The sequence below is a fragment of the Sphingobacterium sp. Lzh-3 genome (genome assembly GCF_046764375.1).
GTDB lineage: Bacteria > Bacteroidota > Bacteroidia > Sphingobacteriales > Sphingobacteriaceae > Sphingobacterium.
This window is the reverse complement of the sequence record NZ_CP177226.1, coordinates 2,423,548-2,444,646: the sequence shown is the minus strand read 5'-3', so window position 1 is coordinate 2,444,646 and position 21,099 is coordinate 2,423,548. Positions and strand designations below refer to the sequence as shown.

The 21,099-nt window shown below is 41.3% G+C and carries 16 protein-coding genes and 1 tRNA gene; 14 read left to right on the top strand and 3 right to left on the bottom strand.

Annotated elements, in window-relative coordinates:
• Positions 1–79: 79 nt before the first annotated feature.
• Positions 80–1,090: a class 1 fructose-bisphosphatase gene (fbp, locus tag ACLCDV_RS09960; protein WP_317667298.1), complete on the bottom strand. Its 1,011-nt coding sequence runs from the start codon at positions 1,088–1,090 to the stop codon at positions 80–82.
• A 269-nt stretch (positions 1,091–1,359) separates the two neighbouring features.
• On the opposite strand from fbp, the gene ACLCDV_RS09955 reads away from it, so the two are divergent.
• From ACLCDV_RS09955 to ACLCDV_RS09940, 4 genes are all read left to right on the top strand, one after another.
• Entirely contained in the window at positions 1,360–1,593 is a 234-nt protein-coding gene (locus ACLCDV_RS09955; RefSeq protein WP_411973567.1) for a hypothetical protein, read from the top strand.
• A gap of 254 nt (positions 1,594–1,847) precedes the next feature.
• The gene (locus tag ACLCDV_RS09950; RefSeq protein WP_411973566.1) at positions 1,848–4,598 is read left to right on the top strand and encodes a heavy metal translocating P-type ATPase; all 2,751 of its coding nucleotides are present in this window, start codon (positions 1,848–1,850) and stop codon (positions 4,596–4,598) included.
• Positions 4,599–4,653: 55 nt separating this feature from the next.
• Positions 4,654–4,932 (top strand): lipopolysaccharide assembly protein LapA domain-containing protein, encoded by a 279-nt coding sequence (locus ACLCDV_RS09945; RefSeq protein WP_411973565.1) that lies wholly within the window; start codon positions 4,654–4,656, stop codon positions 4,930–4,932.
• A 141-nt stretch (positions 4,933–5,073) separates the two neighbouring features.
• Positions 5,074–5,146: transfer RNA gene (locus ACLCDV_RS09940), tRNA-Lys, on the top strand.
• Between the two features lie 77 nt (positions 5,147–5,223).
• Here ACLCDV_RS09940 and ACLCDV_RS09935 read toward each other — a convergent pair.
• Positions 5,224–5,973 carry a hypothetical protein gene (locus ACLCDV_RS09935; protein WP_317667383.1) on the bottom strand — a complete coding sequence of 250 codons (750 nt, stop codon included), beginning with the start codon at positions 5,971–5,973 and terminating at the stop codon, positions 5,224–5,226.
• A gap of 224 nt (positions 5,974–6,197) precedes the next feature.
• Here ACLCDV_RS09935 and ACLCDV_RS09930 point away from each other — a divergent pair, with 224 nt between their 5' ends.
• The 4 genes from ACLCDV_RS09930 to ACLCDV_RS09915 all read left to right on the top strand — a co-directional run bounded on the left by ACLCDV_RS09930 (position 6,198) and on the right by ACLCDV_RS09915 (position 9,412).
• Entirely contained in the window at positions 6,198–6,974 is a 777-nt protein-coding gene (locus tag ACLCDV_RS09930) for a hypothetical protein (protein WP_317667384.1), read from the top strand.
• A 110-nt stretch (positions 6,975–7,084) separates the two neighbouring features.
• Positions 7,085–7,660, top strand: coding sequence for a Crp/Fnr family transcriptional regulator (locus ACLCDV_RS09925; protein ID WP_317667385.1), 576 nt, complete (start codon positions 7,085–7,087; stop codon positions 7,658–7,660).
• A gap of 74 nt (positions 7,661–7,734) precedes the next feature.
• The gene (locus ACLCDV_RS09920) at positions 7,735–8,553 is read left to right on the top strand and encodes an alpha/beta hydrolase (RefSeq protein ID WP_411973564.1); all 819 of its coding nucleotides are present in this window, start codon (positions 7,735–7,737) and stop codon (positions 8,551–8,553) included.
• Positions 8,540–9,412 carry a DMT family transporter gene (locus ACLCDV_RS09915; protein ID WP_317667387.1) on the top strand — a complete coding sequence of 291 codons (873 nt, stop codon included), beginning with the start codon at positions 8,540–8,542 and terminating at the stop codon, positions 9,410–9,412. Before ACLCDV_RS09920 ends, ACLCDV_RS09915 begins: the two co-directional genes overlap by 14 nt.
• Here ACLCDV_RS09915 and ACLCDV_RS09910 read toward each other — a convergent pair.
• Positions 9,393–9,818: a hypothetical protein gene (locus ACLCDV_RS09910; protein ID WP_411973563.1), complete on the bottom strand. Its 426-nt coding sequence runs from the start codon at positions 9,816–9,818 to the stop codon at positions 9,393–9,395. The two genes, ACLCDV_RS09915 and ACLCDV_RS09910, sit on opposite strands and share 20 nt — an antisense overlap.
• Positions 9,819–10,190: 372 nt before the next feature.
• Here ACLCDV_RS09910 and ACLCDV_RS09905 point away from each other — a divergent pair, with 372 nt between their 5' ends.
• From ACLCDV_RS09905 to ACLCDV_RS09880, 6 genes are all read left to right on the top strand, one after another.
• Positions 10,191–11,366, top strand: a complete 1,176-nt coding sequence (locus ACLCDV_RS09905; protein ID WP_333575460.1) for a FecR family protein — start codon at positions 10,191–10,193, stop codon at positions 11,364–11,366.
• Between the two features lie 343 nt (positions 11,367–11,709).
• A complete protein-coding gene (locus tag ACLCDV_RS09900; RefSeq protein ID WP_411973562.1) occupies positions 11,710–14,979 on the top strand; it encodes a SusC/RagA family TonB-linked outer membrane protein in 3,270 nt (1,089 codons plus the stop codon).
• A gap of 17 nt (positions 14,980–14,996) precedes the next feature.
• A complete protein-coding gene (locus ACLCDV_RS09895; protein WP_411973561.1) occupies positions 14,997–16,652 on the top strand; it encodes a RagB/SusD family nutrient uptake outer membrane protein in 1,656 nt (551 codons plus the stop codon).
• A 55-nt stretch (positions 16,653–16,707) separates the two neighbouring features.
• Positions 16,708–18,231: a sulfatase-like hydrolase/transferase gene (locus tag ACLCDV_RS09890; RefSeq protein WP_411973560.1), complete on the top strand. Its 1,524-nt coding sequence runs from the start codon at positions 16,708–16,710 to the stop codon at positions 18,229–18,231.
• The gene (locus tag ACLCDV_RS09885) at positions 18,228–19,718 is read left to right on the top strand and encodes an arylsulfatase (protein WP_411973559.1); all 1,491 of its coding nucleotides are present in this window, start codon (positions 18,228–18,230) and stop codon (positions 19,716–19,718) included. Before ACLCDV_RS09890 ends, ACLCDV_RS09885 begins: the two co-directional genes overlap by 4 nt.
• A 199-nt stretch (positions 19,719–19,917) precedes the next feature.
• Positions 19,918–20,511, top strand: coding sequence for an RNA polymerase sigma factor (locus ACLCDV_RS09880; protein ID WP_088161078.1), 594 nt, complete (start codon positions 19,918–19,920; stop codon positions 20,509–20,511).
• Positions 20,512–21,099 lie beyond the last annotated feature (588 nt).

The window sequence follows — 21,099 nt, the reverse complement described above, 5'->3', positions numbered from 1 at the left end:
ATGAAGCCATTTTCTGAGGACAAAGATAAATAATTCTTATTGTCTAAAGAATCTTACCTGTCATTGAATCACTACAGAATCAATCACTGTATTTTTTCAGGAAATCTTCCAGCAATTCCACCATATCGGTATTACCCAAAAAAGCTGCTGATCGCTGATGCAAAGTTTTTGGCTCAATATCTAGTATACGCTGAGATCCATTCGAAGCTTTACCCCCTGCCTGCTCAATGATGAAGGCAATTGGATTGCACTCATACATCAATCTTAGTTTACCATTAGGATGCGCAGAAGTCGTTGGATAAAGAAAGATGCCCCCTTTGAGGAGATTGCGGTGAATATCGGCGACCATTGAGCCGATATACCTTGACGCATAGGGGCGTTGCGTTGCACTGTCCTCCATTTGGCAATATTTGATATATTGCTTAACGCCGTTTGGAAATTTGGAATAATTTCCTTCGTTAATCGAATAAATTTGACCCGAAGCCGGAATTTTCATATCAGGATGGGATAAACAAAACTCGCCGATCGAAGGATCCAATGTGAATCCGTTTACGCCCTTTCCTGTTGTGTACACCAACATGGTTGAACTACCATAGATTACATAACCTGCAGCGACCTGTTTCGTTCCATGCTGTAAAATATCATTGCCATTACAGGAAACACCCGTATCAGAAATTCGTCGATAAATGGAAAAAATCGTCCCCACAGATACGTTAACATCGATATTGCTTGAGCCATCCAGCGGGTCAATACAAACAATATATTTCGCATTTTTGGAAACCCCTGATTGGATATACACGGGATTTTCATGTTCCTCTGAGGCAACTACACAGCATTCTCCCCCACTTTGAAGCGCTTTGATAAACTGCTCATCGGCATAAACATCCAGTTTCTTTTGTCCCTCGCCCTGCACATTGACCTGGCCTGCATCGCCTAAAATATCGACCAATCCCGCTTTATTAACCTCTCTATTTACAATTTTTGCTGCGATTCCAATATCGCGCAGTAGTCTAGAAAGCTCCCCTTTAGCATACGGAAAATCGGCCTGTTTTTCAATGATAAATTGACCTAGTGTAGTTATACCACTCATAATGTTGTTTTATTGGATATTTGTTGCACAAAGCTAAAAAAGTTAAATAAAATTTAGCAAACACATCCTTCTCATATTTAGCATTTTAGCAGACTAAATACGCAATCGATTGCGCTATGTTTTGAAAACTCTTCTTTGCTAAAACGATTATTAGCTATTAAAAAAATAATAAAAGGTTGAAAGCAGTGGATAAATTTCAAATAGCAACGATTAGAAAAAAAACAATAAATGCTAAGTATTTGGTAATTTTGGCTAAATATTTTGATACAATGCAACAACTTATACAACTCATCGAAAAAGAAAAATTAGGCAATCAGCCGGCAACACAGCACACGTTGATCATCGACGATAAGCAAGTGATTCACGGTGCTCTTTTCCTGGTAAAAACCGCCCGAAAAACATTCAAATTGATGATCCCGGCGCCTTTTCACGAAGCAGTTCTGAAAGAACAAATAACCATCAATACCTTGATCAAACATCCCCAAGTAATGCTACTGGCTTAATAAAAGGGAAATTCCCCTATCCCATACCTACCCCAGAGCAAACAAAACATCGCTCGATTGTGTTTATCATAGCGTAGTTTCGCTGTTTTTTACATCACATACCGTCTCCCGAAGACTATAAAGCTGGTTCGACCTAGAAAATGAGAGCAAACCGGAAGCACATATTATCAACGGGAAATTTTACAAGAAAACCCGGTAAAAGTGTAAAAATCACCTCGATATAACGTTTAACTTTAGGCAACAAAGACAACGCTATGCAACACCACTATACACTTTCGGGAATGTCCTGTGATGGATGTAGAACCACAATCGAACATGCATTGAATGAGCTTCCTGGGGTTCATGCCGAGGTAACTTTAAACCCGCCAAGCATGACAGTAACATCCCAGAAACATATTCCGTTACAGCAATTACAGGAAATCATATCAAAATTAGGTCCTTATCAGCTCAGTGAAATACATAAGCATCAGGGTAATTTACAGTCCGATCAACACACTGTAGCACAAGCATCGGAGAGATATGGCTGTCCCATGCATTGCGAAGGTGAAAAAACGTACAGCCAACCAGGAAATTGTCCGATCTGTGGTATGCATTTGGTGAAGCTCGATGCAGAAACAGCAATTAAAAATAAGCTGCATACTGAGCACGCAGCGACCTCGCATATCCAACACAAACAGCAACACAATCATTCCGCGCAGTCAAATGCTACGGTACATCAATCACAGACAATATCTTCAGCTGACAAAGCACATGGTTACACATCCGCTGATCAATACAATTGTCCGATGCATTGCGAGGGCGACAAACGCTATAACGAACCCGGAAACTGTCCGGTATGCGGCATGAATCTGGAAAAGATCCCCATGTTAAAGACAGACCTCCAATATACCTGTCCCATGCATCCTGAGATTGTACAAGATCATCCTGGAAATTGCCCTATATGCGGTATGGACCTTGTGCCTATAGCCAATGGGAATGATGAGGCCGACGATCATACCTATCGTGATCTACGCATGAAATTATGGATCTCTATCCTATTTACGGTCCCGATCTTTATACTTTCCATGGGCGAAATGCTTCCCGGTAATCCAATAGGTAAAATCATTTCGCCCAGCTGGTCTGGCTGGATACAACTGGTTTTATCCCTGCCGGTCGTTTTTTATACCTGTTGGTCTTTCTTTCAACGGGGCTGGGTATCTTTCAAAACCTGGCGCCTTAATATGTTTAGCCTGATTGCACTTGGTGCTGGAGCTGCGTTTGCCTATAGTTTGGTTGGCCTATTTTTTCCGCAGGTGTTCCCTGCTGAATTAAAAAATCACCATGGCTACATTGCCCTTTACTTCGAATCCGTTACCGTCATATTGACTTTGGTATTATTAGGCCAGGTGATGGAGGCCAAAGCACATTCCAAAACCAATTCGGCAATCAAAGAGCTGATCAAGCTGAGCCCTTCCGAAGCTACGCGCGTAGAAAATGGAATAGATAAAAAAATTGGCATAGATCAAATTCAACTCGGAGATATACTCAAAGTAAAACCCGGGGACAAAATCCCCGTTGACGGACAGATTACGGATGGCAACAGTAACATTGATGAATCCATGCTAACGGGTGAACCCATTCCGGTAGAAAAACAGGAAGGAGATCATGTTAGTTCGGGAACAATCAATGGCGACCGCAGTTTCCTCATGAAGGCAGAACGTATCGGTTCGGACACACTACTGGCTCAGATCATTCAACTCGTCAATGATGCGAGCAGAAGCAAAGCTCCCATTCAACGGTTAACGGATAAAGTATCTGAGATATTTGTTCCGATTGTCATAATCATTGCAATTTTAACATTTCTTACCTGGTGGCTTTGGGTTCCTTCTGCTTCCTTAGCGTTCGGCTTTGCGAATGCACTTGCCGTACTTATTGTCGCCTGCCCCTGTGCTTTGGGACTCGCTACACCGATGTCCGTCATGGTGGGGGTCGGCAAAGGGGCCAAACATGGGATCCTGATCAAAGATGCAAGTGCGCTGGAAAAAATGAACCAAGTGGATGTGGTTCTAACAGACAAAACAGGTACCATCACCGAAGGAAAACCCACCGTTGATGATATTCAGCCAAACTCGTCAAGCAGCAAAGACGAGATATTGTCTTTGGCTGCCGCTTTAAACGCCAATAGCACACATCCTTTGGGCCATGCTATTATTGAAAGGGCAAAAAAGGAAAATAGTAAAACGGACCTTGCAGTTTCCGATTTTGAAAATGTTGCCGGGCAAGGAATCAAGGGAAATATAGCTGGACATAGCATAGCACTGGGCAATCAATTGTTGATGGAGTCTATCGGCATAGCAATCCCTCACGATATGAAGCAGATGGCCGAAACTGCACAATCCCATGGAAAGACAGTATCCTTTCTGGCAAAAGACAGTAGCTTATTGGGGTATTTTAGTATTTCAGATCAAATAAAGGCCTCTTCGAAGCGCGCAATCCAATATCTTATACAGCATAAAGTCGATGTCGTTATGCTGACGGGAGATAATATCCATACAGCAAGGGCTGTGGCTGATCAAGTTGGCATCAAGCATTTCAAAGCCAATGCCTTGCCCAAAGATAAATTGCAGGAAATTCATGCGTTACAGCAAAAAGGACATGTGGTGGCTATGGCTGGTGATGGCATCAATGATGCCCCTGCCCTTGCTCAAGCCGATATCGGCATTGCCATGGGCACAGGTACCGATGTTGCCATACAAAGCGCTTCACTCACTTTGCTGAAAGGAGACCTTATCGGAATAGCCAAAGCAAAGGTGCTGAGCCAAAAACTGCTCCGAAATATTAAGGAGAACTTGGGTTTCGCTTTCGTCTATAATATACTTGGGATTCCATTGGCTGCTGGGCTTCTATATCCTTCTTTCGGAATTCTCCTGTCCCCGATGATCGCTGCCGCTGCAATGAGTTTCAGCTCCGTTTCGGTTATCTTGAATTCTTTACGCTTAAATCGTGCAAAGATCGATATCGATTAAAAACAGATATTCCCTATATTCGCTGTTAGAATAACGACATATAGTTTACAGTAACATGCGTAATATCTTTTTAATCTTGATAACGGTTATCATCACAGTGATGTGTGTCAAAAATCCGCAATCGGTGCAGCTCAATTTTCTTGGGGAATCACAAGTGGCATTATGGAAGCTATTATTGGCCTTTTTTATTGCGGGAATTGTATTTGTATCCCTATTGAAAATCGGAAAAAAGAAACAACGGGCGTATGAAGAGGAAGAAATAGACGAATCGGAAGAAGAAAACAGCGACAGAAAGTCCCAATTATCGGATGAAGACCGGGAATTTCTGTCCTAAATAAAAAAATAAATCACTAAAAATGAAGCCCTAAACAGCCGTAGCGCATTTTTATCGCACAAATACTTGCGTGGAATAGGGATTAACCCTATCTTTGCATCACTTCAAACAAGGAACGGTAGTTCAAAAACAAAGAAGTAAGATTCCGTAGCTCAGCTGGTAGAGCAATACACTTTTAATGTATGGGTCCTGGGTTCGAATCCCAGCGGGATCACAAAGAAAAAAGCTAATCGAAAGATTAGCTTTTCTTGTTTTAAAGCTATTAGGATTCGAAAGAAGGGTCGGCCGGGTTTACTCTAAATTTGGAAAAGGTAATCGGTAATCAATCGCCATCATCTTTCCATTGATTTCCACTGCTTGCTTTTCCTCCATTGATAGATAGTATTTTTTGAACTCCTCAAAATCTTTTTTGTCAATATAAACGCTATACATTGTATTTTCATCGTCACCTCGTTTCACCGTTGCAGGAGAATTTAAATCTGGAAACCCCGAAAGCCAAGGCCGTTTATTGGGCGCATAGGCATAGTCCCAAAATATTACTTCAATTTTGTTTGGTAACCATTCTTTTGCAGACTTACTCTTATATTTTTTGATGTTGTCGTAAACAGTCAAGAATTGTTTAGGTGCCGCTTTTCTGTCTTCATCTTTTGTCCCAATATTGCCATATACACTAATCATTTTAATTGAGTCAATGTTCAAAATTAACTCATTTGATGGCTGATCTGTCCAAGAGCTTACTTCTATGTATTGGGGTAATTTGTAAATGCCGTCTGTGATATCTAATGACTTAATTACATATTCTAATTCGGATTTCCCCAATGTTACTTCATAAATTTTCAACTGCTTATTTTCGACTTGCTTATAGATGATTTGTCCATTTTCATAAAGTGCAAATGACGGTATGTCAGACCCCATAACCATTACCCAAGGATTTGTCTCAGTGAGCACAATCAATGGTTTTCCATAGGTACTGTCAAATTGTTGCCCCTGAACAACAATTGAAAAAAAGATGAGCATTAAAAAAAGTGTGTTTTGTTTCATTCTTTTTGCAATTAACGTTAAATCAGCATTGTCTTAAGGATTATCTGCGAATTGTCTTTGTCCTTATCAATTTATGAATAATTTCGGATGGAATAACAGCTAACACCCGAATATAAGTAATTCAATGTCTAAATCTATTCCCACGATTAAAAATCACTATTTTCATTGATTTTTTAACAGATTTAATTTGATAATTTTATTACGCACATTAAATAGCACAACGGATGAAAAATTTTGTTTTACTTCTTCTAACCCTCTTAAGTATACCTTCCCCAGCCCAAGATAAACTAGCTTCAACGGATTTGATGTATCCTGATTTAATTCCCACACTCATGCAGAACAGCTTATATGGTTACTGTGACAAATCGCTAAACATTAAGATAAAAGCACTCTTTGAAAAAGCAGAACTCTTCGAAGCTGATTATAACTTTCAGCTTTTCCATGTCAATAATCCCGAGATCATTAAATATGGAACAGAAGACTATGCTTGGGTACTATTCAATGGCGAACGCTACCGTATCGATAAAATGGGTACACGAGTGTATAAATACAATGCCGCCGATTTTAAGACAGGTGAAACAACAATTTATCTGTACAAAAATTCAACTGTTTATTATAGCGACAGCATAGATCAAAACACACTCTTTCAACACATCAAAGACAACCAGAGTGGAAAACAACTATTTCCGGAAGAGCAATCCATTCAGGAATTTCGCATAAAAAATAAGGAGTTGATTGAGGAAGGAGTTAAATTGATTTTCCGCCCCAAAAGAAAAGAAATACCTTACGTAGATTTTACCAGTGAGAACACTTTACTAAAGGGAATAAAAAATAGTGAGACTGATCAAATCATTGTAAAAGCAAAGTATGCGAATATTGAGGAGCTTTATAATAATCCATTACGCGAACAGCAGTATCCGCTGTTTATTGGCTATCGCGGCGACCTCGACAAGGAAATCTATGTCGGTCTGAATGGAACCGAGTACTACATCAAAGACTAGTGTAAAAATCGTTAGTTTTCAACTTAAAACCGTTAAAATACGATTGAAGCGATCATTTCGCTAACTTTGTTACATCGACAGATTAGACATTCACAAAATAGTCAATGGTGATGATAGAAAAACTCTTCTTCGAAATGAATACTTATGCTGCGCTTAGCCCAGCTACGACAGAAATTTTGAAAACTATCTTTCAGGTGAAGCAGTTCAAAAAAAATGAACATATTCTACGTGCTGGAGAATATGCTAAGTACTATTATTTTATATGCAAAGGATTATTAGGTTATTATAAATCAAACGCTGATGGCAATATCATCTACAAAATGTTTTTTGAAGAAAATAGCTTTTGCGCTTCCACCGCCGCCATCATTGAAGAAAGACCGAGCACCTTCAACATCATTGCACTCGAAGATGTTGAACTAATTCAGTATTCAGCCAAGGCTTTCCGTGAGCTTGTCCGCACAAAGCATGATTTGGCGCTCTTTCAGATAGCCTACCTGGAAAAGAATTGGGTGGTCAAAAAAGAACCACTTGAAATCGAGCTCAAGTGGGAATCTGCAAAGGAACGCTATCTTGAACTTCATAAGAATCAGGCACTTTTCAAACGCCTCAAGCAGCATCATATCGCCTCCTATCTCGGTGTAACTCCCACGCAATTAAGTCGCATCCGTAAGGAATTAAAAGAATAATTACATCAACATGTGTATACGTTTTTAAAGATTATACTGTTGAATTTTGCCTTATAGAGACAAAATTTTAAGCTATGAAAACAGTATACACACTCCTATTTTCTGCCCTTAGCCTACCACTGGCGGCACAAAAAGTCGTTAAGACAAATATCCATAGTGCCAAAATGGACAAAAACATTGAAATCATTATAATTACGCCCGACATGCAAGACGGGATCAAGTATAAAACAGTTTATATTCTCCATGGTTATAGCGGCAACCCCACCCGTACCGTGCAAGAAGACATTCCGGACTTAATCCAAAAAGCAAAAACATTTCAGACTATTTACGTACTACCAGATGGAAATTTCAACTCTTGGTACGTAGATAGTCCCATCGATCCACATGCACAGTACACCACTTTTATCGGAAATGAGCTAGTCAATTACATCGATCATCACTACCCGACGCGACAAAACCGAAATGCGCGCGGAATACTGGGCTGGAGTATGGGTGGCTACGGAGCATTGCACATCGGGATAGCCTATCCACAAACATTCTCGATCGTCGGAAGTTCATGCGGCGCACTTGATTTCGACCGCTTCGGACAAGCTTACCAGCAATATCAGGTAGACAAGGTATTGGGCGATTTCAAAAATCTAAACGATGTAGACCGCATCTACAGCAACGAAGATAAAATGAAGCACAATAAACAACGCTATATCCTCGATTGTGGAACTGAAGACCTGCAAATGCTGGAAATGAACCGTACATTCCACAAGCATCTGACCAACAAGAACATCGAGCATCTTTACATCGAATCAAAAGGAGGACACGATACTGCTTATTGGAGCAAATCACTATCACAACAGTTGGCTTTATTTCAAAACTACTTTCAACATGAAGGACTATAAATCGACACTCTATGTTGCTGCCGGCGCTTGCAGCTATGGACTGCTCGCAACAATTGTGAAATATGCAAACCATTTAGGGATACACACAAGTCTGTTGACCTTTCTGCAGTTTATGTTTGGTTTTCTCTTTTTGTTGGCCTTTAATCTGTTATCAAAGCGTAATGAAGAAGAACATAACGCCATCAAATTTTCATCAAAAATTAAACTGATGGTCTGGGGCATTTCCCTTGGTCTAACAACAACACTTTACTATCTCTCCATCCAATATATCCCCGTATCCGTTGGAATTATTTTACTGATGCAATCCATTTGGATAAGTTTGGTGGCAGAAGCAGTGCTGTTGAAAAAGTTTCCGTCAAAAGGCAAGATAACAGGAGTTATTATTGTTTTGCTCGGCACGACCTTAGCAACCAATCTCTTCCAAAACAATAATGACCTTGACTACAGAGGAATAATACTGGGTTTCGGAGCGGGAATAAGTTATGCGCTGGCAATTTATGCTTCAAGCACAGTGGAAAAAGAGCTGCCGAGTCCGGTACGTAGCCAATTCTTGGTCTTAGGCGGACTGCTGCTCATCGTAGCATTTTGGAATATTGATATTATTCGGTATATGCAACCTAATGCATTACCCTGGGGATTATTGATTGCCATTTTTGGAACGATTCTTCCACCCTTACTATTTACAAAAGGAATCCCAAAAACCGGCATAGCGATGGGAAATATTATTTCAAGTCTGGAGATCCCTGTTTCAACCCTATCTGCCATGTTGGTTTTACAGGAAGTTGTTTCAGGGGTCCAATGGTTTGGCATACTCCTGATTTTAATGGCTGTCATTATAATTAATGTTGGTAAGTCGTAGTAGTCAGCCAATGATTAAATCTATTATATTGCCATAAAATCAGCCCCCATACCGGAACTACGGTTGCAGCCATGTGGAGCATTTCAAATATATTGGATGCTCCGCCAGCTTGGATCAGAAAGGACGAAAACAATAGGCTAATAGTGGCGGGCAATAAAACAAAGGATAGTGCCCGTGCAAGCCTACTGGTTCTAAATTGCTTATTTAGATTTAGAAAAATAGATATCGTACCAATCGCAATACAGAGTGCCACGAATGAAAGCAACAATTCTGTAAAAAAGGGCATGTAGCAACGTGCTCTTTTTGCCGCATCATTATTTGCCTGAAGTATGGCTGTAAGGACAAAGGTCGTCAATACGCTAACCCCTATAATTCGCAGGAAAATAAAACTTAGCTTCCTTTTCATTAGCACACTATTTTAAAATAAATAAACAAAGCGGCGAATAGGCCTGAACTCCTCGTTCCCTCCTATTCCCTTTAATTCATTTCGACCAGTTCCTGAGGGGAGCGGCAATCCCAAAACTGATTTCAACGCCAACCTTTTACAAGTTACAGCTGATAAATCCCTTTAACCATCAAGCTTTAAGTAAAAACAATAATCTTCTTTAAAGATGCGAATTAATCCGTAAAGATAAATGCCAAGGCAATATTGGGCGTGGTATTGACGATATTGGTCGGTTGGAGCTTAATATTTGTCGACGTGCGGCACCTAATTATTTTTTCACTTTTTTACTAAGGTTTATCCTCCCTGTTACGTATCTATCTAAAATTATATACCATGAGATTGACTGATGATATCAAACAACTAATCATAAAGTATATCGGCGACAACTTAACGTCCGGTGAAAAGGCTGATTTAAAGTTATGGTTGGATGAATCAGCAGAACATCGTATTTTTTTTGAAGACCTCCTGGATAACCATGATTTGATAAATGACTTGAATCAATGGAGCGAGCTTCAGGCTTCAGATACAATGGATTGGAACGAAAGGTTAAAAGCAAAGACCCTAGAAACTATTCGGACCTCTGCCGTTAAACCATCTCCTATCAGAAATATAAAACACCTGCTTCCCTACGCAGCAGCTTCAATAAGCATAATCTTAGGAGCTTTGATGTATTTCATGGTTAGAAAACAAGTTGCACCGGTCAGTAATCGAATCGTCTTAAATGACGTAGAAGCACAGAGCAACCAGGCAGAAATACGGCTTTCGAACGGCAAAGTACTCCAGGTATCGAGTCAGAAAGGAGCCTTGGTTTCAGGAGACAATTTAACCTACGAAGACGGTACTATCCTTCAAAACGCCTCTTTAAAAGGAGATCTGATGGCCACCGTCAACACCCCTGCTGGCACGATGCTGCAACTCCAACTGGAAGATGGATCGGAGATTACGCTCAATGCAAAAACAACACTTAAATACCCGCTTCATTTTGCAAAAAGCAAACGTGTTGTTGAAGTGGACGGCGAAGCCTATTTTAAAATTGCAAAAAATAAAAAGGTGCCCTTCCATGTTCTTTCCAACGGGCAACAAATTGAAGTCACGGGCACTGAATTCAACGTAAATACCTATTCAAAATCCCAAAGTAGTACAACGCTTGTAGAGGGGAGTATCAATCTATCGGCGCAAGGGCAAACGTTACAGCTCAAGCCCAATCAGCAAGCGCTCTTAGCTTCGGGTCAATTATCTAAAAAAACGGTCGATCCCGCTAATTACATCGCATGGCTCGACAATAAATTCTATTTTAATGAAACGGACCTTCATACTGCTCTACAACTGATCGGTCAATGGTATGACCTGCAAATCATCTACACACAACCGATAAAAGAAACACTTTTATATGGCGAAATTAAACGCACGAAAAGTCTCGCGGCAGTCCTAAAGATCCTGGAGCGTAGCCATATTAAATTTGAATTGATCCAAGAAAATGGAGTTCGTAAACTCTTTGTTTCAAACTAACCAATTATCCATAAAATAACCCAAAAACAACAATTATGAGAAAACCAACCTAAGGAGACCAAACGAGATACTAAAAAAGCCGACCAATGCTACGAACATTAATCGGCCATAATAGCGATCTCCATTTTTGACCGATTTACCCAATCAGCTTAATAATAGATTATATCCCTAATTCAACAAATTTATGAATTTTAATTTTCTTGTTCATAGAAATCGAATTGCTGTGAACATACCCAAGCAATGGAAGACCAAAATGAAGCTTAGTGCCTTTTTTACCCTTGCATGTGTTGTTAAGCTGTCTGCAACTAGCTACGCACAATCAATTACTATTAACGCCAAAAAAATGTCTTTGGTACAGGTTTTACGTACCATCCAAAAACAGAGTGGCGTCCCTTTTCTGTTGAATGGTAAAGAACTTGCCGAAATTAAAATTGAGGCTCAGGTTCGTAATATGCCTTTAGAAAAAGCCATACAGGTTCTCTTAAAAGACCAACCTGTCGATTGGAGTTTTCAGGATAATATGCTTGTCGTAACGAAGTTAAAAACAAATTATCCGACTTATGAGCTTCCAAATAACTACACGTTAGTACAACAAACCCGCACATTCAAAGGAAATGTTCACGATAGCAAAGGAACAATGCTTCAGGGTGCGACGATCATGATAAAAGGTTCGACTAGAGCAACCACGACAGATGAAAGCGGTAACTTTCAGATCGAAGCAAATAATAATGCCGTACTCGTGATTAAAATGATCGGCTACCAAACCAAAGAAATCCCATTATCCAACCAGCTTTACCTAAATATTGAACTTAGCCAACAAGTCGATGCACTAGAGGAAGTCGTCGTCGTAGGCTATGGTACGACAAAAAAGAAAGAATTAATCGGTTCGGTTTCGCAGGTGGACGGAAAGCAGTTGGCAAAACGTACTGTCCCCCAGCTTGCGCAGGCCCTCACAGGTCAAATGCCCGGTGTAACCGTCATACAGCGATCTGGTCAACCTGGAGCAGCAAACAATACCATCCAGATCCGGGGGGTGGGTTCGTTCGGTGCAAGTACCGACGCACTTATTTTAGTCGACGGTATACCCACCAATTCCTTCAATGATATCGATCCAAATGATGTTGCATCTATCTCGGTACTGAAAGACGCCTCTTCGGCAGCCATATATGGAGCTAGAGCCGCCAACGGCGTTATTCTTGTTACAACAAAAACCGGGGCAACAGGTGGAAAATTAACGGTCAATTACAATGGCTATTACGGTATCCAGAAACCAACAGCTTTCCCCGAATTTGTCAACTCTTGGGAGTACGCTTCCTTGCTCAATGAAACCACAAGTGGCGGCGGAGGCTACACCGCAGAGGAGATCCAAAAATTTAAAGATGGCTCGGATCCCGACAACTATCCAAATAGTAATTACTTGACCAGTTCATTCAAGTCCCAAGCGGCGCAAACAGGCCACAACTTAAATATATCCAATACCACAGATAAAATACAATACACCTTATCTGCTGGCTTTCTCAATCAAAAAGGTATTGTCATCAAAAACAATTTTGACAAATACAATGTTCGCCTCAATCTTATATCAAACCTCAATGACAAGCTCAAATTAACGACACGGGTAGCGGCAATTCAGACCGAAACAGATGAACCTGCAGCACCGGCAACGCTTGACTTCTCCCGGATGACGGATATCATTTCTCAGGTGATTCGCTATCCCGCCATATACCCAATACGCCTGAGCAATGGCGACTGGGGCGCAGGGAATAACTTGAAAGGGACACCGGTATCCTTCCTGGAGAGCGAATCTTTCTACAAAGAAAAAGTATCCAATATCTCTGGAAACGCAAGACTCGACTGGAAACCGATTTCAGATCTGACCTTATCCGCTATTGGGGGCTATACGCAGACGAATGGCCGCACAAAACTTTTCAGAGCATCACAACGGATCAACAATTCCATTACGCTAGGACCTTCCAGCCTCAATCAAACCGCTCCTTATGAAACGTATAAAACGTTTCAGGCCTTAGCAGACTATAATAAAATGATCGGGGAACATTCCCTGAAAATATTGGGCGGTTATTCTTTCGAGAAAGGCTACAGCGAAGGTTTAAGCGCTTACCGCCAGAATTTCCCCAGCAATGATCTTACCGAGTTAAATGTAGGTTCACCAGATGGACAACAAAACACTGGTACAGCTACTGAGTGGGCATTGGAATCGTTATTTGCACGCGTACAATATAACTATGCCAAGAAATACCTTGTCGAAGGTGTTGTTCGATACGATGGATCTTCCCGTTTTCCAACCGATAAAAAGTATGCCACTTTTCCTTCAATTGCAGTAGGTTGGCTACTGAGTGAAGAATCGTTTATAAAGAACCACTATCGTTGGATAGACGAATTGAAAATCAAAGGATCTTATGGGGTTCTCGGTAACCAAAATATTGTCAATAATGTCCAACAGCGCGTTGTCTCCAACTACCCATACCAGGATGTTTTAAATCCGGGTTATAATTACCCCTTTGGAAACACTATTTCTCCAGGCGTAGCTCGAACCACAATTGTTGATCCTACGCTACGCTGGGAATCGACCCGAACGGCAGATGCGGGCGTGGAAGTGGCTTTATTTAAAAATTTACTGACATTCAGCAGTACCTATTACAACCGATATACTTACGATATTTTGGTGAGCCCAGGTTCTAGTGTTTCCAAAATTTTGGGTTTTGAAGTAGGTGTACAAAATTCTGGAAAACTTCGAAATACAGGATGGGAATTTACGCTAGGGCATCAAAAAAAATTAAATGATTTTTCTTACAACGTTAATCTGAACTTCTCTACGGTCAAAAATAGGGTCGTCGATTTGGGTGTCGGCAATATCAATCAACCAAATGGCTTAGTGGGAAATGGTTCCACCCTGTTTATCGGTTACCCGATTCAAGCCTACTACGGCTACCAGGCGGATGGCTTATTTGTTGACGCAGCAGATATTGCAAGCTATGCTAATCAAACCAGCATCAACCCCAAACCGCAACCAGGCGATATCCGATATAAGGACATCAGTGGCCCCGATGGAGTACCTGATGGAAAAGTAGACGCTACGTACGACCGAACTGTGATTGGATCACGTATCCCCAAATACACCTACGGGATGAATATCGGGATGAACTACAAAGGGTTTGACTTAGGAATACTTCTTCAAGGTGTAAGCGGTGTTAAAGGCTTATTGGACAATTATGCTGGATTTGCGTTGACACAAAACGGCAATATCCAACGCTGGCAAGCTGACGGCAGATGGACTGCAGCCAATCCCGATCGAAATGCCATATATCCAAGAATCGAACAATTGCCAAATACCGGCACACCAAATACCCTGCTATCAGACTACTGGTTACTGGATGCGAGCTACCTACGGCTCAAGAACATCCAATTGGGTTATACCATTCCTAAGCACATCCTTAACAAATGGAAATTGTCGGGTCTAAGGGTTTACGCAAATGCCGAAAACCTATTGACAGCAAGCAATTATAGAAAAGGATGGGATCCTGAAATCAATTCAAGCGGCGCCTACTACCCTATTATGCGCAATTTTACATTTGGGGTTAACCTTAGTTTTTAACCAATCGATAAAAAACCATGATACACATCTCATATAAACCTATAAAATTGGCCTTATGCATTCTTTTTGCATCAAGCCTAAGTACCAGTTGCAAAAAACAACTGGAAACCAATCCACTGGATAAATTTGCCAACGAAACCTTTTGGACAAACGAAACGAATGCTCGAGCAGCGCTGACAGGATTATACAAAGCGGAAATACAAATGAACTCCCTCGCCGAATTCAGCCCCACAGATTGGTGGTCCTATAACGGTCTGCTTTACCTGGAGTTTGCTTCGGACAATGCCTACGATAGACGTGGTGATAATTCGGTTTTCAACAAACTATCCGATGGTACCTTGACAAGCAATAATAGCAACTTAGACAATTATTGGATGTATACCTACAAGAAAATCGCCCGTGTAAATTATTTTCTTGAAAACATAGATAAAACTCCTATTTCAGCAGATCTACTCGCACGATTTAAAGCAGAAGCTCGGTTTATTCGTGCTTGCCAATATTTCTACCTATCCCAATACTGGGGTGATGCCCCTTTAGTTACCAAAACTTTAACGCCCAGTGAAGCAAATCAGGTTTCCAAAGCGAAAAAACAGGAATTGGTTACATTTGTCGCGCGTGAATTGCAGGAAGCAGCAAACGACTTACCTAGTTATGGCAAATTGACTACCGCAGAAAGGGGCCGCGCAAGCAAACAGGCAGCCCTCGCTTTCCTTGGACGCATCCAACTGGCAGAAAAATCTTACGCCGACGCTATCAAAAGCTATGAGCAGATCATCAATGCCAATGAAAATAGCATAGATCCTAACTATTCAGGCTTATTTAATGGAACCAACGAAACGAGCAAAGAGATTATTTTTGCCACGCAGTACTTGGTTGATCTTGCCGGAAACGGAATGTTTCAGCACAATTTTCCGGCAATCGCCGGCGGCTGGCATCTTCACTGCCCGCTCGGTAGTCTTGTAGAAAGCTATGGTTTCACCGATGGAACGGCATTTTCGTACGATGATGCGCGATATAATGCGCAAGACATCAGCAAAAACCGGGATCCGCGTTTAGCTTTCACCGTGATAACGAATGGTGATCGTTTCAAAAACCTTAAATATACATCTCACCCCGACTCCACCCTATCTATCGACCAATTGACCACAACAAAACAGGCCACACGTACGGGCTACGGATTACGCAAGTTCAACGACGAAGGGTTTAGTGGAAACTTACAAAACTCTGGAGCCGACGTTCCTATTGTACGCTACGCCGAAGTTCTCCTGAGTTACCTTGAAGCCAAACTCGAAAATGGAGACCCTATTACCAGCGACCTACTGGACAAAACCATCAACGCTGTCAGAAAAAGAAGCAGCGTTAATATGCCAGCCATTAACATCCAAAGTAGTGCCACCTTGCGCACGACGTTACGCAACGAAAGACGTGTGGAACTCGCATTGGAAGGACTTCGTTATTGGGATTTACTACGTTGGGGTATCGCAAAGGATGTACTGAAAGGTGATTTTTATGGCGCCCCATTTCCAAATGCGAAAAATCTTCGTATAAAATCCGGTGGAAGTAAAGACCCTTATAGCCGATGGTATGTGACCAGCAAGTCCTTCCGTACTGGCCAAGATGAACATTGGCCAATTCCGCAAAATGAAGTTAATATCAATCCAAATTTAAAATAGTATCTTGGGTATCGTCAATTGTCAAACGATACCCTTTAAACAAAACTTAACGTATATGAAGAAGCCACTATCCCTAACGTTATTACTCTCCTCGAGCCTTTTCGCAGCGCTCCCCACGGTTAGTTTTGCCCAAAAGGCCAATAAACCGAATGTGATCTATATTTATGCTGACGACCTTGGTTTTGGTGATTTAAGCAGCTATGGTGCCAAACAGATCGAAACCCCCAACCTGGATAAGCTCGCCCAAAGCGGCGTACGATTTACCAATGCTCATAGTACTTCGGCAACTTGTACCCCTTCCCGTTTTGCATTGATGACCGGAACGTATCCATGGCGTCAGGAAGGGACAGGCATTCTGCCCGGAGATGCCAAGCTAATCGTTCCTACTGATAAAATCACCTTACCCAAAGTATTTAAACATGCGGGCTATGCTACTGCCATTGTTGGCAAATGGCATATGGGACTCGGAAATCAGGTCCAAAAAGACTGGAATGCACCCATAAAACCCGGGCCTAATGATGTAGGTTTTGACTATTCATTCATTTTTCCTGCAACAGCAGATCGCGTCCCAACGGTTTTCCTTGAAAATGATCAGGTCGTCGCTGCAGAGGCCAATGATCCAATCCTGGTCGACTATGAAAAGAAAATAGGTAACGACCCCACAGGAAAAGAGCATCCCGAACTGCTCAAAATGCATTCTTCACCTGGTCAGGGACATAATCAAACTATTGTCAACGGAATCGGAAGAATCGGTTACATGAGCGGTGGAACACGTGCCAGATGGGTAGACGAAGAAGTTTCCACAACATTTCTTCACAAAGCCCAGGACTTTATTTCGCAACATCAAAACAAACCGTTCTTTCTCTACTTCTGCTTGACAGAACCACACGTCCCACGCATGCCCGCAACACAATTTAAAGGTAAAAGCAAACTCGGCTACCGCGGCGATGCAATCCTTCAATTGGATTGGACCGTCGGACAAATTCAACAGCAATTGCAACTTTTGGGACTTGACAAAAACACGATTATAATTTTCAGCAGCGACAACGGCCCCGTTCTCGACGACGGCTATATGGATGGCGCTGTGGCCCAGCAAAATGGCCATTTACCCGCAGGTCCACTACGCGGCGGCAAATATAGCATCTTCGAAGGCGGAACTCGCGTGCCCTTTATCGTAAGCGGCAAGGGCGTTGCACAGGGAAAAGTTTCCAATGCATTGATCAGCCAAATAGACCTCTTGGCAACAAGTGCCCAATTATTGGATGTTCCACTAAAAGCAGATGAAGCAAAAGACAGCGCGCCGCTCTTGAAAACCTTAACCGGTCAAGATAATAAGGGACGTAGCAGTATGGTTCAGCATGCACAGACACTTGCCATCGTAAAGGACGAATGGAAATATATTGCGCCAAGCAAAGGTTCCCCCTACATGAAATTAACCGATACAGAAACAGGAAGTCTTCCGGAAGATCAGTTATACGATCTTAAAAATGACATCGGCGAAAAGAATAATGTGGCTTCAAAATATCCAGAAAAGGTCGCAGAACTCAAGCAGTTATTGGAAGGAGAACGTAAAAAATGAAATTAAAAGTTGGACTCTCCCTCATCCTCCTCGGATGGGGGACTCTTTTTGCACAACAAAAGAAAAAGCAGCATAAATTGCCCAATATTATATTTTTTTATGCGGACGATTTAGGTTATGCCGAAACTGAGCCCTATGGACAACGATTGATCAAAACACCACATATCCAGCAGCTGGCACATGAAGGTTTACGCTTTATAAACCACTATACAAGTACACCTGTATGCGCCCCAGCCCGTTGCATGTTATTAACGGGCAAGCATGGTGGCCAATCTTATATTCGCGGAAATTATGAATTGGGCGGTTTCGCAGATAGTCTCGAGGGTGGCCAGATGCCACTACCTGAAGGAACGTATACCATGGCTCACCTATTTAAAAAAGCCGGTTACCAGACCGCTGCCATTGGAAAGTGGGGACTTGGGATGAATAATTCCACCGGAAGCCCCAATAAACAGGGATTTGACTATTTCTTCGGTTACCTGGACCAGAAACAGGCACACAATTACTACCCAACACATCTTTGGGAAAATGAAACAAAATATCCCCTTCAAAACAAGGAAAAATTTGTCCATTCTCCTTTAGATTCCAGTAAGGCCACGGCGGAGGACTTCAAACAGTTTGACGGTAAGGAATATGCACCTGAACTAATGACAGAGAAAGCACTGGCTTTTATCGACAAAAACCAAAGCAAACCTTTTTTCTTATACCTTCCTTATACATTGCCACACTTATCACTACAAGTTCCCCAGGAATATGTAGATAAATATAAGGACCTCTTCCATGACAAACCTTATTACGGACAGGACGGCTATACGGCTACCCCCTATCCAAGAGCAACCTATGCCGGTATGATCACCTATCTGGATGACCAGGTCGGCACGATTATGAAGCATATCAAAGCATTGGGAATAGATGACAATACCATTATTTTATTCTCCAGTGACAACGGAACTGGCTTTAATGGGGGCATAGATTATCGTTTTTTCCGCAGTGTCGATTCACTTCGGGGATTGAAAATGGATGTTTTTGAAGGTGGTATCAAAGTTCCGTTAATTGTCAGGTGGCCCAACCATATCAAAGCGAATTCCGAAACAGATTTGATTTCGGCCCAATACGATCTCATGGCGACCTTCGCACAGCTGGTTCAACAAAGCCCCGGCCACAGCAATGGGCTCTCCCTCCTTCCAACCTGGCTGGGTGAAAAGAACCAACAAAAACATCAATATCTTTATTTCGAATATCCAGAAAAGGGCGGCCAGATCGCCATACGCGAAGGACGCTGGAAGGCAGTCAAACTCGATCTGAAGAAAAACCCTAAAGGAAAATGGCAATTATATGATTTAACAACAGACCCTTGGGAAGAAAAAGATATCGCGGTACAGCACCCACAAATGCTGCTGCATTTCGATGAAATTGTCAATAATGAACACCAGCCTGCTCATATACAGGAATGGGAGATTGTAGCGAATAAGATGATTAAAAAATAAATCGATTTCTTTCTTAATTTTTTAATCTTAAAAAACTTGGGTTGTCCGGATTGAATCATGACAACCCAAGTTTTTTATGTAATTTAGCCAAGCAATCCATAGCGGGGCTCGAATGTGAATTTACCTATTGAATGACGTATTGACCACACAGGAGTGTAACATATTCCGAAGGCCAACGTAAAACGATCAATAACCAAGTATGCGGCAAATAGAATCATACATCAATACACTGAAAGAAGGTGATGAAATGGCTTTATGCTTTTTTATGGATCATTTTGGTCATTCTTTACGCTATTTTGCCTTTTCTTACCTCCGTAACAAAACCGATGCCGAGGAAATTGTCTCCGATGTTTTTGTTAAACTCTGGAATAATAGACAAAAGGTTGAGCATTATGAAAGCCTCAAAGCCTTTCTTTTTATCGCCACTAAAAATGCCTGTATCGATATGCAAAGAACTACGCAATTCAAAATACGGAAAGAGGAACTCGATATTCTGCAGCATATGTCGGTTCCGGATGAAGATGTACTCAAGAAGATATTCCGAACAGAACTCACCGAGTTGTTACTTGCTGAAATCAATTTGCTTCCCAAACAACAAGCTCAGATCTGCAAGCTCAGTTTTTTGGAAGGCTTGAATACAGATGAAATTTGCGAAACATTGAACACAACTGCATCAACCATCTATTATGCGAGATCCAAAGCATTGCATGCGTTAAAAGAACGTTTCAAATCGAAAAAATTTGAATATCTCACCATCCTAATGCTGACAGCTTGGTATACCTTCAAAAGTTAACTGCTACCGCACAGCCCGCATCCTCCTCCCAGAAATTTATAAAACAAAGTAAACAACTACCTATCAATCGTTTAGGAAAATAATAATCAAAAAAAATGATCACAAAAAAAAGCTTAGCATTCGGTCGGGCGACCTGCTAAGCTTTTATAAATACCTCTTTGTAAGAGGCAATCAACCTAAACCTAGGACAAAGATAGTGGTTCAAATGATATAAACAAAAATTTTGTTATATTTTTTTTCAACTCCCATAAATTTGTTTTAGCACAGCAATCACAAAAGGAATAGTAAGTGTACAATGTACACTACAATCTTTTTGCATTTTTCAACAGGTTATTTTTTTGGTTGCTTCGCTCAGCTAGTCCCAACCACAGTATTTAACCCTTGCATTATTTATCTTTACAACAGAATGACCGGTCATCTCCTACCCTCATTTTATCTATCACTTTTATCTTTACGCACTCAATTGCATCCGTAAATACACCCTACAGGTCAATACAGACCACAATTGTTGATTGCCCCTTAACTTTCAAGTCTGCCATTCAACTTAATTTGGTGGTGAAGTCTGATTTCAGATGTAATTACCATGAG